We start from the raw sequence: 15,628 nt of genomic DNA, 5'->3' as shown, positions 1-15,628 counted from the left end.
TTTACAAGCATAAAGCGTGGTTGAATCGCATGCTAAGCCAGCAGTTTAATGCCGCCTTGGCTTAGTGCTTTATTGCATACCCGTTTTTCTATACACTGGCGGCAATTAAACATCCATAACGATAATTATTATTACGTAGTCACACGGACAGGACGTTACTAGGTACTTTTCATTGATTCAAGATCGCGCTAGCCAAATGGCACTCTTTCATACCTTGGTACAAACCGGTAGTTTTACTGCTGCAGCACATACACTCAGTGTGTCGGTTTCCCATGTCAGCAAACACCTTAAATGCTTAGAAGCAGATTTAAACGTTAAGTTGGTGCAACGATCCACCCGCAGTTTCACGCTAACGGATGCCGGGCAACAATTTGCGCGTTATTGCGCTGACGTGGTTAGTAGTGTGCAAGACGCAGATGTGATGATGGCTAATTTGCAAGATGAAGTCAGCGGTATTCTGCGGTTAGGCGTATCGCAATCGTTTGGCACGATTCATATCATTCCCGCGATTGAGCAATTTAGAAAGTTACATCCAGACCTGCATGTTGAAGTGAGCCTGTTCGATTATAAAACCAATATGATTGATGATGGTTTAGATCTTTGGTTAACCAACATTGAAGATATTCCAGAAGGTTACGTTGCCCAGCATTTAGCGGATACCCGTTTTGTTGTTGCGGCATCGCCAGATTACCTGATGCATCATAGTGCGCCATTACATCCACAAGAACTGGAACAGCATAACTGTCTTATCTACCAAAGTCGTGAACGTAACTATGGCTTATGGTCATTTAAGCAAGGTAATGAGGCGGTATACATTAATGTAAATGGTGATTACCGTGTTGATCTAGCTGAAGCGATCCGCGATGCGGCAATATCGGGGTGGGGCATTGCTTACCTGGCGACGTATTTACTTACCGATGAGTTTAGAACGGGTAAGTTAATACAACTGTTACCGGAATGGCAGGCGAGTCAGGCTATGCGTTTTTATGCTGTATACCCGAGTCGTAAGCATTTACCGAAGAAGATCAGCGCAGCAATCGCCTTTTTTAAAGAATATATTGGTCAACCTTCATACTGGGATCAAAAATTAAAGTCGCAGATCACCATTTAATCTCAACAACTTATCTTTTCATGGGGAAATATCTTTTCCATATGGAAATAATGCCCTAAATATGATTATAGAAACGTTATAAAACAACTATCTAGCTATCAGCTGACACAGGCTTAATTTAATTGTAACAAGCAGGTAACTTACTGGACTTGCTGTAAAAATGGCGCAGATTACAATATGCGTCTTTATAATTTTAAGCATCCAACAGGTTTGTTCCATGATATCTATTTTAGGCATAATAGTGATCCTATTAACGGCGTATTTCTTCTCTAATGATCGCCGTAATATCCCCCTTAGAACAGTCTCACTCGCGTTTACATTGCAGATCACGTTTGCTTTTATCGTATTATATTTTCCAGCAGGCAAAGAAGCGTTAAACAGTTTCAGTGCTGGTGTATCGAATGTAATTGATTATGGCCAAGAAGGTATCTCATTTTTATTTGGTAGTTTAGTCGAAGGTACTTTTGTTTTTGCGATTAATGTATTGGGTATTATCGTGTTCTTCTCGGCGTTAATCTCGGCGTTGTACCATATTGGCTTCATGCCTAAAGTGATTAACATTGTCGGTGGTGCTTTACAGAAACTACTAGGCACAGGCCGTGCCGAGTCACTCGCGGCTACTGCCAATATCTTTGTTGGTATGGTTGAAGCGCCATTAGTGGTTAAACCGTATTTGAAAGGCATGAGCGACTCACAGTTCTTCGCTGTGATGACGTGTGGTTTGGCATCGGTTGCTGGTGGCACGTTAGTCGGTTACGCGATGATTGGTGTGGAAATTAAATTTTTAGTGGCGGCGTCATTTATGTCTGCGCCTGCAGGTTTGTTAATGGCGAAGTTCTTGTTTCCGCCAGCAAAAAATGAAATTCATGCAGACGAAATCACTAAAGTTGAATTACCACGTGCAACAAACGTAGTTGAAGCACTTGCTGACGGCGCGATGGCTGGTTTAAGCATGGCGACTGCGATTGGTGCTACATTGTTAGCCTTTGTTGGTGTTATCGCGTTGTTGAATGGCATGTTAGGTGGTATCGGCAATTGGTTTGATATGACGTTAAGCTTTGAAATCATTTTAGGCTATGTGTTTGCGCCTGTTGCTTGGTTGATTGGTGTGCCATGGAATGAAGCGATTGTTGCAGGTTCATTAATTGGTAATAAGATCGTGGTGAATGAGTTTGTTGCCTTTATTCAATTGATGGAAGTACAAGATCAGTTAAGCGAACATTCCCAAGCTATTATTACTTTTGCATTATGTGGTTTTGCTAACATCAGTACGATGGCTATCTTGATTGGTGGTTTAGGCAGCATGATCCCTGAACGTCGTCAGTTTATTGCTAAACATGGCTTCCGTGCTATTTTCGCTGGTGTATTGGCTAACTTAATGAGCGCTGCGATTGCGGGTGTGATGTTAAGTTTATAGCTTTTGATTAGTGAATGGTAAGATACAAAAAAGGCTAACGAGTATTAACTTGTTAGCCTTTTTTACATCTATTTTTTATAACTACTTTTTATAGCATTTATAGCTAATGAGGTTAGTCGAAAGTTACTTCAACTGTCTTAGCTACTTTAGTCGCTTTATCAATCGCGTCAATGGTATTAATACCACGCGCAAGCGTGACACCTAAACGGCGCTGTCCAGCAATTTCAGGTTTACCAAATAAACGAATTTGACTACCAGGTACACAAGCCAGCGCAGGGGCTAGTTGATTAAAGCCAATATTAGTCGAGTGACCTTCGGCAAGGATAACTGCAGATGCAGACGGGCCAAACTGTTGAATGTGGGTAATCGGTAGGCCTAATACAGCGCGTACATGTAATGCAAATTCAGACAAGTCTTGTGAGATTAATGTCACCATGCCGGTATCATGTGGGCGTGGTGATACTTCGCTAAAGAACACGTCATTTCCACGAATGAAGAGTTCGACACCAAATAGACCATAACCGCCTAATTCTTTCACTACTTTTTCTGATACTGCCTGCGCCTTAGCAAGCACTTCATCACACATTACCTGTGGTTGCCATGATTCACGGTAGTCTCCATCTTGCTGGCGATGACCTATTGGTGCACAGAAATGAATGCCATCAACAGCGCTGATAGTAAGCATGGTGATCTCGAAATCGAACTTAACAAAACCTTCAATAATGATACGCCCTGCGCCTGCACGACCGCCTTCTTGTGCATAGTCCCAAGCCTGGTCAATATCATCTTCATCACGAATAATACTTTGACCTTTACCTGATGAACTCATCACTGGTTTGATCACACACGGGATCCCAATTTGTTCAACGGCGGCAAGGTATTCAGTTTTATTATCGGTGAAGATATAAGGTGAAGTAGGGAGTTGTAAGGTTTCTGCGGCAAGAAGACGTATGCCTTCTCTGTCCATGGTTAACTTAGTGGCACGGGCTGTCGGTACAATGTTGACACCTTCTTGCTCTAGTTCAAGCAGTGTGTCTGTCGCGATAGCCTCGATTTCTGGAATAACATAATCTGGTTTTTCAAGCTCAATAACACGTCTTAACGCGTCACCATCGAGCATGCTGATGGTATGGCTTCGGTGTGCAACTTGCATTGCTGGTGCATTGTCATAACGGTCAACGGCAATCACTTCAACACCTAAACGCTGAAACTCAATCGCGACTTCTTTACCCAGTTCACCAGAGCCTAATAATAATACACGTGTTGCACTTTTGCTGTTGGCAGTACCTAACATAACAGTTCCCTATTAATTGATTATAAATTTGGTGGTCAAACAAATGATAATTCACTAACTTGTTGTCTTTTAAGTACTATAGTTAATTTAACTAGACTAATGCACAGCATGATATAGCGATTTAAGTGGAAATGGAAGTTTTAACTGGTAATTTGCCTGTAACAACCAAAAGCACGTGTTTCCTGACTTTCAGGTCGGTAAGTTTATAGCTTTATGCATCTAGGCTGCTCATGGCAAAAATTGAGCCGTATAAAGCAATTAATAGAATGACTGAAATGAGACAGCGACGACGAGAGGTCAAACCTGATTTGGTCAGTAAGCTAGGACGAAATAAAAAGTTGATAGGGTTGAATAAAGTTTGATAACAAAACAACGAGATGCCTTCCTTTCTACCTTGTGTTACTAATTGGTAGAAATAATAGCAAAAGCGGATCAGTAAAACGGGAAAGGCAATATAAATAACAGCAATAAATGACAATTTGATCGCTGTTATTTGAACTTCAACATTGAATATCAGCTGCCAATCTTCAGTAAAGAAAAGTAGACCTAGGGCAGCAACGATCATGGATGAAACTGTAAACAAAAGGCTGTAGCGCAACAATCTTTGCCATTTTATCGTTGTGTTTCGCATGATAAACCTCTTAGCCTAGAATGAACGAAATACCTATTTATGATTAAGGACAATATATAGTTAGCTAATATTATGCATAATAGCCACACATAATAACGACTTACTCGTCACTTAATTATTAAGGCATTATAATGACTACATTGATTTCACGTTTTTTACGTTATGTCAGTTTTGATACTCAATCGGATTTTACTGTTGATAATTGTCCTAGCACGTCGGGCCAAACGGTCTTCGCTGAACAGTTACAGCAGGAGTTAATGGCGCTAAATTTAGTCGACGTAAAACGCGATAGTAATGGCTACGTATCGGCACGCCTACCAAGTAATGTTAGCACAAATGTGCCAATTATCGGGTTTATAGCCCATATGGATACGGCTCCAGATGCTTCAGGAAAGGGAGTTAAGCCCCAAATTGTTGAAAACTATCAAGGTGGTGATGTACATTTAGGTCACGGTGAAAAACTGTCACCGCTTATGTATCCAGAATTGAAACAGCTACATGGGCAGACCTTAATTACCACAGATGGTTCCACATTACTGGGTGGCGATAATAAAGCTGGTATCGCTGAAATTATAACTGCTGTTGCATATTTACAAGCAAATCCAGACATTAAACATGGTGATATTTGCATTGCGTTCACACCAGATGAAGAGATTGGACGTGGAGCTAATCTGTTTGATGTAGCAGGCTTTAATGCACAATGGGCTTACACCATTGATGGTGGCCCGGTCGGTGAATTAGAGTTTGAAAATTTTAATGCCAGTTCGGCAAACGTAATTTGTCACGGTGTTAATGTCCATCCTGGATCTGCAAAAGATAAAATGGTTAACAGTATGGGGATTGCGGCGCAATTCCAGGTGACGATGCCTGCGGATGAAACGCCTGAATGTACAGAAGGTTATGAGGGTTTTTATCATCTTAACTCAATGCAAACGAGTGTTGCTAAAACGACATTAAATTATATTATTCGCGACTTTGATAAAGCTGGATTAGCGCACCGTAAAGCCTTTATGCAGCAAAAAGTGGCGGCGCTAAATACGCAGCTTGGCACTGAGCGCGTAGAGCTGATAATAAGTGACAGTTATAACAATATGCGTGAAATGGTCGAACCACACGGGCATATAATTGAACTTGCTAAACAAGCGATGATAGATTGCGATGTTGAACCAGACATTAAACCGATTCGTGGTGGTACGGATGGCGCGAGATTATCCTTTATGGGACTGCCTTGTCCGAATGTTTTCACTGGCGGTTATAACTTTCATGGCATTCATGAATTCATAACGGTCGAGGGCATGGAGAAAGCGGTGCAGGTGATTGTCAAAATTGCGGCATTAACAGCTGAAAAAGAGCTGTAAACGTCAGTAGATAGAACGATTAAGCACTCGGTATATCAACCAGTACATTATCTAGGAAATAGAGCTGTAAGGTGTGCTGGTTACTCTTTATCTTTCGTTATTGTTTCATGATGGTTTATTTGGTCTGATGCCCACACAATTTTTGGGCATATCAAGCTGTCCTTGTAAAAATAGAATGCAATGATCGAATTTGGAACTAAGATCTTTATTGTGCAGTAAGGATACTTCATCTTGAGTTTGCAGCTCAAAGACTAAGTACCAAAACACTTGTTCTTTTGAGCTGGCAACCTTGTTGTCTACTATGTTTAAACGTTGCCAGTCCTTTAGTATCTCCCAGCTGTAGCTACTGAGTATTTCGTAGCTGAGCTTGTTATTCATAAATTGGCGAATGTGTCTTATCAATAGTTCAGATTTTATCGTAATGAAATTACCTTCAACCATAAACCGGCCTCCAATTACCTCTAACTGAAGACGTATTCATCAGTCAATAGTAAACAACTTGGCATTCAAATTAGTTTTGCTTAATTTAAACTCGTTTGGTTATTTTAATTAATGTAGCTAAATCCAACTTGTTTACTCGATTCAACCTAGCTTAAGCATAAGACATGATCTGTGATTTGTATATTTATCGGGACTAAGCTTGGTTGTCGTGTTCAGGGATCTTGTGATAATAAGGGATAGATTGGGTTGGCGGAATCGGGGGGGGAGTTGTCGAGCTCATTGATTTTAATGGTGGGTATCAATGAGCTCGATGCTAGGTTTACAGACGATTTATTTTTCGATTTATTTGATTTGTTATTTAACGACCATGGTCAAGGTTGTTTCCGTGCTTGTTGAGGGCACATTGGTTTGATGACTTAACACAAAGACCCGGCCTGACTCGACTTTACTGACATCGCGTAAATGGGTTTTAATTGCATCAGCTCGATTTTTTGCTAAACGTTTTAATTGTTTATCAGTAACAGTTTGTAGCTTACTTGTCTCAGTATATAAGCTGCGTAACCATACTTGCTCCAATTCAGTTTTAGCTAATGCTGGCTGCTGCGTTGCAATTGCAGTACGTAATGAATCAGCGTTACCCTTGGTCTCTAATTCATACAAACTAACGAGTGAACTGCTTACCTTTGCTGATTCTGGTAGTGTCGTTTCATTCGTTTCTGGCGAAATAACAATGCCTGACGATTTAGTTAACTTGTCATTTAGGCTGCTATTTTGCAGTGATTGCTTATCTAAATTACTGTCATAGCTACCTTTGATATTTAGTTTTATATCAGGGCGTTTAGCGAGGGCTTTAGCTAATGTATTCAGTTTACCTTGCTCTGTTAGCGGGAGTATTGCTGAGCCATTGGCAAAGCTGACCTTATCTAAGTCTTCAGTAGTATCAACAAGGCTTGCTAAAAGTGTAAACGGCGATGTGACGGCTTTAAGAATAATGTTACTTAATGATTTTAAAACAATCTCACCGACATTAAAGCTTGGATCATTAATATCACCTGATACGTTAACACCTAAATCGATTGCGCCACTGCTGTCTTTTAGTAATGGAATCGCTAAAGTAACAGGCAAAATACTACCCACGTCACTGTCTTTAGTATTATTCATATCTAATTGGTCAATTAAAATATCGTTGCTACCCTCTAAGCGATTATTTTCTAATTTGTATTTAAGAGCAAGAGACAGCTGGCCTTCATCAATATCTAAACCAGCATAAGTACCAGAGTAGGGGGTCATTGACGGTAATTCAAAGTTATTAAACACAAACTCTACATCAATAAAAGGTTCTGGGATTAACGGGTTAACCACACCTTTTAAAGTCATAGGCGCATATTTATTAACGATGGCTTGCATGTCAATTTCTGCATTTTTGGTTGTGGTCGATGATATTTTACCGATATGACCTTCTATCTTATCGATAGTTGCTTCAAAACTCGGCTTAAGTACGTTGTCGGTATAATCGACTTTACCTGCAAGTAGCGTGAATTTATTTAATTCAATCAACATATCAGCCGCTGGCTCTTTATTTTCAGCTGGCTTTGAGTCTGTTGCTGTTACTTCGTCCGCTAATTCTTTCGTATCCTCAGACGATTTCTGCTCTATCACTAAGTCCGAGATGTTTGAGCTTTTGTCTGCGGCGACGATGACTTGTGCATAAGGTCGGGTCAACTTGATGTGGTCGATCAACAGGCTATTTTTTTGTTGATCAAGTGCGATACTGTTGATGGTAAAGTCTTGCCATTTGAGCAGTGATTTATTCAACTTGTTGTCATGAATAGCAAGAGTTTCAACTTGAACTTCACCACTAAAGCGGGCTGTCCCCTGACTATCTGCGAAAAGGTCACCTTTGGTGTTGAAGTAACCACTGTCAATGGTGATATTCAGATAAGGCGTAATATAAGGCTGAAATTGAGTTAAATTCAGCTTCTCTAGGCTTAGGTAAGCATCAATTGATTGTTGCTTAATATCAACGCTACCCTTAGAAGTAAAACTACCGTTATCATTAATACTCAGTGCGAGTTCATAGTCAATTGGCGCGTCATAGCTACTTGATATTGCGTTGGTGCTGAAGTTTAGTGGGGCAATACGCCATTTGGTGGCCTTTGTTATCCATGAGTCTACGATGTTGATATCATAATTGGTTAAATTGAACTCCCCAAGGTTAACCACCCATACGCGGGCATCTGATCTTGCTTCAATTGCTGCTACTTGTTCAACAACTGATTCGACTTCTATTTCTGATACGGTTTCGATGACATCGACAACCGAACTAACAACGGAGTCTTGTTCTGCTGTGGTTTGTTTAGATTCCACTGGCACAGCAGCTACGACACTCAAAGTTGGCTCGCTAGTTACTGACGCTGGTGTTAGTAATGTCGCTAAATCGACTTCGCCTTTATTAATACTGGCATGAAGTTGCAAGCCATCGGTACTGACATTATCAATTCCCACAAGTTGCTTTTCTAAATCTAACGCGATGCCTGCAGCAGTAAGTAAGGGCAGGTTAATCAATTCGTTATCGGCAGATGTAAATACCAGTGAACGTAGTGCAAACTCACCGGTGTCAGTGATTAACTGTGGGGTCGGTGTTTCTGCATCTGGTGTTATGTCAGCAATAAAGCGGTAGTTAGTGGCTAAGTCAATAACGCCTGATTCTAACTCAGCAATAATTTCTTTGGCAATAAACGGCCAGAATGTGGTGAGTTTAATGTGCTTAAGTGCGAGTTCGCCTTGTGCTTCTAATGGCGTTAACTGGAATCTACCTGCCGTGGTTACTGCACTTTCATCACTGCCTTCGATACTTAAATCAAAGCTGTTGTAAGTCGGTGTCGGTGCATTGTCCTGCTGTTTATTTTCAAGCATTGCAATACTATTGAATTTAGTCAGGATGAAATTGATTGCTGGGTAATCAAGTTCAGTACCGGTAGGCTGATCTTTAAAATTAAATGCCGTATTGGTGATACTGATATTAGCAATTTGGATATGCGGTAATTGACTGCTGTCGGCTGATTCTTCATTAATCGGTTCTTCAGTAACTGGTTCTGCAGCCTCAGCCAGTGCTGCTTGTGTTGCCATGTGCTCTGGAATATCAGAGAAATTAAATTGAGTGGCATCTAATTTTTCGATTTTGGCAAAAGCATTATCAATTTCGATAGTCTCAATGTTGATGCTGCCATTGAATAGACTTTTCCATAAGTTAACTTGCAGGGTTAAACGTCCCACACCCGTAAAATCTTCTTGCTCGGGCGTTTGAATGGCGAAACCTTTGACTTCAAACTTAAGCGTAAACGGGTTAACACTGACATCTTGTATTTGTACCGGACGACCGAGTAAAGCACTGAGTTTCTCTGGTGCGATACTTTTTGCCAGATACGGAACGAGTAAACCTAACAGTAAGGCATACAAGGTATAGGCAACGAGTGCATAACTACAGAGACGTTGATAGCGCGGCGCACGTGAAAAACGCTGACGAAAAGTTGAGGGTGAAGTTGCCATTGGAAAAGTAAATCCTTTTAAATACAATCAATAGACCTAATTATAGGAGATCAATGGCAAGCATAACAGTTATTATTCCAACCATTGTTGATGTAATTGCTCGCTGTCTCCTAAATAATCTAATAACCAGGCGATAGCGGGGCTCATGCGTTTGGTATTCCAGGCTAAACAACAATCGCTAACTGGCAAGCTTGTAATGACCTCTTTCTCTATTAACTCACCCGTTAGTAATAATTTATTGGCCATGTGCGCAGGCATGATCGCAATACCTAAGCCACCTTTTAATAGTTGTGTTGCACTGTGCCAGTTTGGTACGACTAGACGGCGTTGGTTGTCGAGTAACCAAGTTGTACGCTTAGGCAACTTGCGTGCGGTGTCTTCTAAACAAATCACAGGGTATTTTGCGAGCGCTTCATTACTAATTGCTTGTGTTGCATTGGCCAGTGGGTGGTTGGGACTGACGACAAATGTCCATTTTAGTTCGCCCATACTACGGTAATCAAACCCACCGCTCACTGGGATTGTGGCTGTCGCGCCAATGGCGATATCAGCACGTGAATCCGTTAGGGCATCCCAAACACCGTTGTATACTTCCATGGTTAACAGCAGTTCAACATCCGGAAATGCGTTATAAAAATCACCGACCATGGTATTGATACGGCCTTCATGGACGACGTTATCTAACGCGAGAGACACACTTTCGTTCCAACCATTTGCTACGCGCTGGGTTTGAAATTTCATGTGCGCCATTTGTTTGAGTAACTTGCGTGATTCAATGACAAAATATTCACCTGCTGGGGTGAGCTCTACCTTTCGGTGTAAACGGATGAATAAAGCCACGGCTAAGCGTTCTTCAATATTCCGCACTGTATAGCTAATGGCACTGGGTACTTTACAGAGTTCGTCTGCTGCCGCAGTGAAACTACCACGTCGTGCAACAGCGTCGATAACCTGCAGATCTTGTTGAGAAAACATACGTATCAATTTTTTTGATGGCAATGGTGAAATATTAGCGTTTCTCAAACGCAAATGCCAGTATTAAACTAGCAACATCATCATTCGTCTATGTAGTTAAGTAATGAACAATATTAAAAGTAATATAAAAAGTAACGGCACTGTGAACAGCAAAAGAAACGCGTCAATGAGCACAATGATCTGGTTTTCTGGATTAAGCATGTTGGGTTTTCTAGCAACGGATATGTATTTACCTGCATTCGAAACTATCCGTCATGAGTTTGGTACAACACAAACACTGATCAGTTTATCGCTAAGCATCTTCTTGTTGGGTATGGCGTTAGGCCAATTAGTATATGGCCCTTTATCTGATCGCATTGGCCGTAAAAAAATGCTGTTTGTGGGCATGACTATTTTTGTGGTTTCCACAGTGGTCATCTCTGTTTCTAACAGCATTGAATTGTTTTTAGTCGCGCGTTTTGGTCAAGCATTAGGTGCGTGTGCGGGCACGGTAATCTGGCAAGCTGTCGTAATCGACCGTTACCAAGGTAAAGCATCGGAACGTGTTTTTGCGACGATTATGCCACTAGTTGCTTTGTCTCCTGCATTAGCACCTTTGTTAGGTGCTGGTCTAGAAGAGTTCTTCGGCTGGCGTAGCATCTTTGTTGTGCTTGTGGTGATTGGTTTAGCTTTATCTTTTGCGACAACAGGACAAGAAGAAAGTGCACCTTTAGATAAAAAACAAGAAAAGTTAACCGTACAGTTAGCGCGAGATTATAAGCAAATTGTAAAATCAAAAATATTCATGGGTAACATGTTGATATTTGCGGCATGCTCTGCTGCTTTCTTCGCCTATTTAACTGGTTCACCCTTCATTATGACTGCGATGGGTTATACAGGGGCTGATATTGGTCTGAGTTACTTACCGCAGACAGTCGCTTTCCTTGTTGGTGGTTATGGTTGTCGTAGCTTGTTAGCTCGCTTTAGCGCGAAGCAATTACTGCCTTGGTTAATTACTTTGTTTATCGCAACAGTAGTGACAATGTTTGTGATCACTTTTGTAACGGCCCCCACGACGATTTGGCCTATTTTGATCCCATTCTGTTTCTTAGCGGTTGCTAATGGTGCAATCTATCCATTGGTAATTAATGCTGCACTGGCTGATTTCAAAAATTGCAGTGCGACAGCAGCTGGCTTACTTAACTTCTTACAGACGATGTTTTGTTTCTTAGCCAGCAGTGTTGTTTCAGCGTTTTCTGATCAAGGACTTTATGCGGTGACAGCTGTTATGTTGTTCCAAGGCGGATTGATTGTGGTTGGTTATCTGTTAGCTAAGCATAAAAAAACAGCAGACGTTGTAACTGAAGGCGCTGTGGCTTAACTTTTAACTAGTTACTTACTGTTATCGTCTTGAAAGACTTTTGAATGAGTATTTAAAAATGAAGTTTTAAGTAGATAGCTTTAAATCGGTTAGTAACATATGAAGATAAAAAAAGGGAAAGACATGCGTCTTTCCCTTTTTATTTGTCTACTTTATCACGACATATCAATTGCCATGTTAACGCAACATGGTTATAGCCTAGTGGCTTAATTCACCACGAATATTCTGTTGCATCAGTACTTTGATTTCTTCGCTTGGTAGGTCTTTACTGATCAAGTAATGTAGCTTAGTTAATGCAGCTTCAGTCGTCATATCGAAACCTGAGATAACGCCAACTTGTGCTAATGCATCACCTGTCGCATAACCGCCCATGTTTACTTTACCTTTGATACACTGCGTTAGGTTAACAACCACAATACCGCGTTTGTTTGCCGCTTCCAGAGCATCTAAGATATCTGCGCTTTGCGGGGCATTACCAACGCCATAGCTAAGTAAGATGAGCGCTTTTACTGGTTGTAATAGGATGTTGCCAATTACTTCAGTTGAGATACCTGGATAAAGCGTTACGATCGCAATCGGTTGTGGCGTAATATTACTGACAGTAAGGGTTTTTTCTGCAATTGGTTTTACGTCACCCAATAACACCTCGATGTTAATACCTACTTTTAATAAGGTTTCGCAGTTCGGCGTAGCAAAGGCGCTGAAACCATCAGCATGTACTTTAGTCGTTCTGTTACCACGTAGTAATTGGTTATTAAAGAATAAGCATACCTCGTGAACAGGGTAGTTTGCGGCTAAGTAAAGTGAGTTAAGTAAGTTACTTTGTCCGTCAGAACGAATCTCTGCCAGTGGGATTTGTGAACCGGTAACGATAACGGGTTTGCCAAGGTTTTCTAACATAAATGCTAATGCAGATGCTGTATATGCCATGGTGTCGGTACCATGCAAGATCACAAAGCCATCATATTTGTCATAGTTGGTTTGGATATCTTCAGCAATTTGTTGCCAATCAGACGGAGACATATTTGAAGAGTCGATTAACGGCGAATATTCATGAAGTGTGAAATCAGGCATTTCTTCGCGGTGAAATTCAGGTAGACGCGCTAAGCAATCTGTCATGAATCCTTCCATCGGTACATAACCGTGCTCTGAATGTTGCATACCGATCGTGCCACCAGTATATGCAATGTAGATTGATTTCTTAGCCATTAATAAATTCCCTGTGCGTTTTTAAGGGGGATTATAGTGCTGAAATCAATTAATGGAATAGCTTGATGCTAATTTACTGAATAAAAATGAAATTTAATAGGGGAATTAAGGGGGGGAATTGAATTGTGCGGTAAATCGGCAAATTTACCGCACATGATAGAGCGAGTTATAACGACTATTACGTATTTACTTTATTACGTATTTTATTCATCAGTTACTATTTAATCTCGCAAACCAGGCATTCGACATACAGACCTTGAGGATCTGAATAGTTATTGAATTGTGCAGCTTGATTGCTTACCGCTGCTAACCAAGTCGCCACGTTACCGTTCGGATTGATATTAAATTCGGTTAATACCTGCATTGCAACAGACTGCGTAAACATTGAGAGTAATTTATCGCGTTCACTGCGTGGTGTTTGAATTAATATTAATGAATCGCTTGATACTTCCGCTTTTGTCGCTGCAGATTCAATCGCCTCATTAAGGCTACCAAGGCTATCAACAAGACCTAGTCGAAGTGCATCACTACCAGTCCAAACTCTGCCTTGCGCAATTTCATCAACTTGTTGTGTTGTCATATCTCGACCTTCAGCAACCACATTAAGAAAGTTACTGTAGCCATTTTCAACCGTCATTTGAATAATTTGCGCCATGTGCGCAGGTAATTCACGATTTACTGACAGTCCAGTGTAATCAGTTGTACCAACACCGTCACTGTAAATCCCCATTTTTGCCAGTAACTTTTCAGTGGTTGCAAACATACCAAAAATACCAATTGAGCCGGTAATTGTTGTTGGTTTAGCCCAAATTTCGTCAGCGGCAGAGGCAATCCAATAACCACCAGATGCAGCTACGCTGCCCATAGATACAACCACAGGTTTACCTGCTTGTTTTACTTCTAATATCGCAGTTCGAATTTGCTCTGACGCAAATGCGCTACCACCAGGGCTGTCGATACGTAATACCAGTGCTTTGATTTTATCATCATCTTTAGCTTGTAATAATAGCTTGCTTAGTGATTTACCACCAATTGCACCGGCAGGTTGATTGCCATCAAGAATTTGACCATTAGCGAAAATAATTCCCACGCCAGGTTTATTTGCAAAGCTTTGCTCTTGAAACTGAGTCGGTTGCATCGCGAGGTAATCAAGAAATTCAATTTGTTCAAATTGTTCGGATTCACCATTCAGCTTTTTAGTCAGATAACGCGATATTTCCTCACGTGTCAATAACTGGTCTACCAATTTTTGTTGTAAAGCATATTGGGCTATATCACCGTTTACTGATTGCAGTCTCGTAATAAATAGCTCAGCTTTTGGTGCTACATCATCGGCGTTAATGCCACGATTGTTAGCGACAATGCTGGTATAGGTATCCCAAAGTTGATTTAGCCAATTTAACTTAGCTTCTTTGCTTTCTGCTGACATACTGCTGCGGGTAAATGGTTCGACAAATGATTTATAAGTGCCGACACGGAATACGTGTGATGATAGATTTAATTTTTCGATCGCGTCTTTGAAGTATAAGCTGTAACTGCCGTAGCCTTGTAGCAATACACCACCTGCTGGATTCAATAAGATCTCATCTGCGAAAGAGGCTAGAAAGTATTGCTCTTGGCTAAAATGATCGCCATATGCATAAATCGGCTTGCCACTTTTTTTGAATGCTGTGAGTGCTTCTGAAATGTCCGTTAACTTAGTTAAACTAGCCGGTTTTAACAGCGCGAGATCTAAGACTAACGCTGAAATTGAATTGTCTGTTTTAGCGTTATGTATCACATTAACAACATCTGAAATCGCAATTTCATTGACGACACTTTTAGACTCGACTAACTCACCGATCACTTGGTCAAACGGATCGACTAATTTGGGTTGGTCAACTAATACACCATTTAGATTGAGCACCAAGGCAGTATTATCTGCGTATGCAACTGGCGTATTATCTTGTTGTTGTAGTGCGATAACAATAATGGCAATAAAAGTGATGAAAAAAAGATTTAGGATCAAATTACGAGTAAAGGTAATCGATCTGCCTATTTTAGACAGGATGAATCCGAGTATTGAGAATAATTTTCTCATTATATATTCCTAGTAAATCCTATGGGATTAGACAGTTATAGATGTTGTTTTGTGTATTAAGCCATAAATACAGTTTAGATTAAAGAATTTAGAGTGCGGACCTATGACAGCGTGTAGTAGATCAAGTTCTCATTAATCAAAAATAATGATGAGTTTAGCTTAGTTTAAATATGACTAAATGTATTGTTAATGATTGAAAATCA

Annotated in this window: 11 protein-coding genes; 4 read left to right on the top strand and 7 right to left on the bottom strand. The window is 40.7% G+C overall.

Annotated elements, in window-relative coordinates:
- The first annotated feature begins 172 nt into the window (after nt 1–172).
- Entirely contained in the window at nt 173–1,111 is a 939-nt protein-coding gene (locus JFU56_RS01220; RefSeq protein WP_198435468.1) for a LysR family transcriptional regulator, read from the top strand.
- A gap of 217 nt (nt 1,112–1,328) precedes the next feature.
- The gene (locus JFU56_RS01215) at nt 1,329–2,528 is read left to right on the top strand and encodes a NupC/NupG family nucleoside CNT transporter (RefSeq protein WP_198435467.1); all 1,200 of its coding nucleotides are present in this window, start codon (nt 1,329–1,331) and stop codon (nt 2,526–2,528) included.
- A gap of 112 nt (nt 2,529–2,640) precedes the next feature.
- On the opposite strand, the gene purT is transcribed toward JFU56_RS01215, so the two are convergent.
- Together purT and JFU56_RS01205 are read right to left on the bottom strand one after the other, a co-directional pair.
- The gene (purT, locus tag JFU56_RS01210) at nt 2,641–3,822 is read right to left on the bottom strand and encodes a formate-dependent phosphoribosylglycinamide formyltransferase (protein ID WP_198435466.1); all 1,182 of its coding nucleotides are present in this window, start codon (nt 3,820–3,822) and stop codon (nt 2,641–2,643) included.
- A gap of 211 nt (nt 3,823–4,033) precedes the next feature.
- Nucleotides 4,034–4,387: a 5'-phosphoribosylglycinamide transformylase gene (locus JFU56_RS01205; protein ID WP_242065788.1), complete on the bottom strand. Its 354-nt coding sequence runs from the start codon at nt 4,385–4,387 to the stop codon at nt 4,034–4,036.
- Nucleotides 4,388–4,584: 197 nt separating this feature from the next.
- Between JFU56_RS01205 and pepT the strand changes: the two genes are divergently transcribed.
- Entirely contained in the window at nt 4,585–5,811 is a 1,227-nt protein-coding gene (gene pepT, locus JFU56_RS01200) for a peptidase T (RefSeq protein WP_198435464.1), read from the top strand.
- Nucleotides 5,812–5,916: 105 nt separating this feature from the next.
- On the opposite strand, the gene JFU56_RS01195 is transcribed toward pepT, so the two are convergent.
- The 3 genes from JFU56_RS01195 to punR all read right to left on the bottom strand — a co-directional run bounded on the left by JFU56_RS01195 (nt 5,917) and on the right by punR (nt 10,776).
- Nucleotides 5,917–6,252: a hypothetical protein gene (locus JFU56_RS01195; protein ID WP_198435463.1), complete on the bottom strand. Its 336-nt coding sequence runs from the start codon at nt 6,250–6,252 to the stop codon at nt 5,917–5,919.
- Nucleotides 6,253–6,606: 354 nt separating this feature from the next.
- Nucleotides 6,607–9,801, bottom strand: a complete 3,195-nt coding sequence (locus JFU56_RS01190; protein ID WP_198435462.1) for a DUF748 domain-containing protein — start codon at nt 9,799–9,801, stop codon at nt 6,607–6,609.
- A gap of 72 nt (nt 9,802–9,873) precedes the next feature.
- Nucleotides 9,874–10,776: a DNA-binding transcriptional activator PunR gene (gene punR, locus JFU56_RS01185; protein WP_198435461.1), complete on the bottom strand. Its 903-nt coding sequence runs from the start codon at nt 10,774–10,776 to the stop codon at nt 9,874–9,876.
- Between the two features lie 166 nt (nt 10,777–10,942).
- Between punR and punC the strand changes: the two genes are divergently transcribed.
- The gene (punC, locus tag JFU56_RS01180) at nt 10,943–12,136 is read left to right on the top strand and encodes a purine nucleoside transporter PunC (protein ID WP_198435460.1); all 1,194 of its coding nucleotides are present in this window, start codon (nt 10,943–10,945) and stop codon (nt 12,134–12,136) included.
- Between the two features lie 198 nt (nt 12,137–12,334).
- On the opposite strand, the gene ansA is transcribed toward punC, so the two are convergent.
- Together ansA and sppA are read right to left on the bottom strand one after the other, a co-directional pair.
- Nucleotides 12,335–13,345 carry an asparaginase gene (gene ansA, locus JFU56_RS01175; RefSeq protein WP_198435459.1) on the bottom strand — a complete coding sequence of 337 codons (1,011 nt, stop codon included), beginning with the start codon at nt 13,343–13,345 and terminating at the stop codon, nt 12,335–12,337.
- A gap of 217 nt (nt 13,346–13,562) precedes the next feature.
- Nucleotides 13,563–15,425: a signal peptide peptidase SppA gene (sppA, locus tag JFU56_RS01170; RefSeq protein ID WP_198435458.1), complete on the bottom strand. Its 1,863-nt coding sequence runs from the start codon at nt 15,423–15,425 to the stop codon at nt 13,563–13,565.
- Nucleotides 15,426–15,628 lie beyond the last annotated feature (203 nt).

The sequence above is a fragment of the Moritella sp. F3 genome (genome assembly GCF_015082335.1).
GTDB lineage: Bacteria > Pseudomonadota > Gammaproteobacteria > Enterobacterales > Moritellaceae > Moritella.
This window is presented reverse-complemented; position numbering and strand designations above follow the sequence as displayed.

Coding starts and splice junctions, on each gene's coding strand:
- sppA (WP_198435458.1), bottom strand. CDS start 15,425: ATGAGAAAATTATTCTCAATACTCGGATTCATCCTGTCTAAAATAGGC.
- purT (WP_198435466.1), bottom strand. CDS start 3,822: ATGTTAGGTACTGCCAACAGCAAAAGTGCAACACGTGTATTATTATTA.
- punR (WP_198435461.1), bottom strand. CDS start 10,776: ATGTTTTCTCAACAAGATCTGCAGGTTATCGACGCTGTTGCACGACGT.
- punC (WP_198435460.1), top strand. CDS start 10,943: ATGAGCACAATGATCTGGTTTTCTGGATTAAGCATGTTGGGTTTTCTA.
- pepT (WP_198435464.1), top strand. CDS start 4,585: ATGACTACATTGATTTCACGTTTTTTACGTTATGTCAGTTTTGATACT.
- ansA (WP_198435459.1), bottom strand. CDS start 13,345: ATGGCTAAGAAATCAATCTACATTGCATATACTGGTGGCACGATCGGT.
- JFU56_RS01205 (WP_242065788.1), bottom strand. CDS start 4,387: ATGATCGTTGCTGCCCTAGGTCTACTTTTCTTTACTGAAGATTGGCAG.
- JFU56_RS01190 (WP_198435462.1), bottom strand. CDS start 9,801: ATGGCAACTTCACCCTCAACTTTTCGTCAGCGTTTTTCACGTGCGCCG.
- JFU56_RS01215 (WP_198435467.1), top strand. CDS start 1,329: ATGATATCTATTTTAGGCATAATAGTGATCCTATTAACGGCGTATTTC.
- JFU56_RS01195 (WP_198435463.1), bottom strand. CDS start 6,252: ATGGTTGAAGGTAATTTCATTACGATAAAATCTGAACTATTGATAAGA.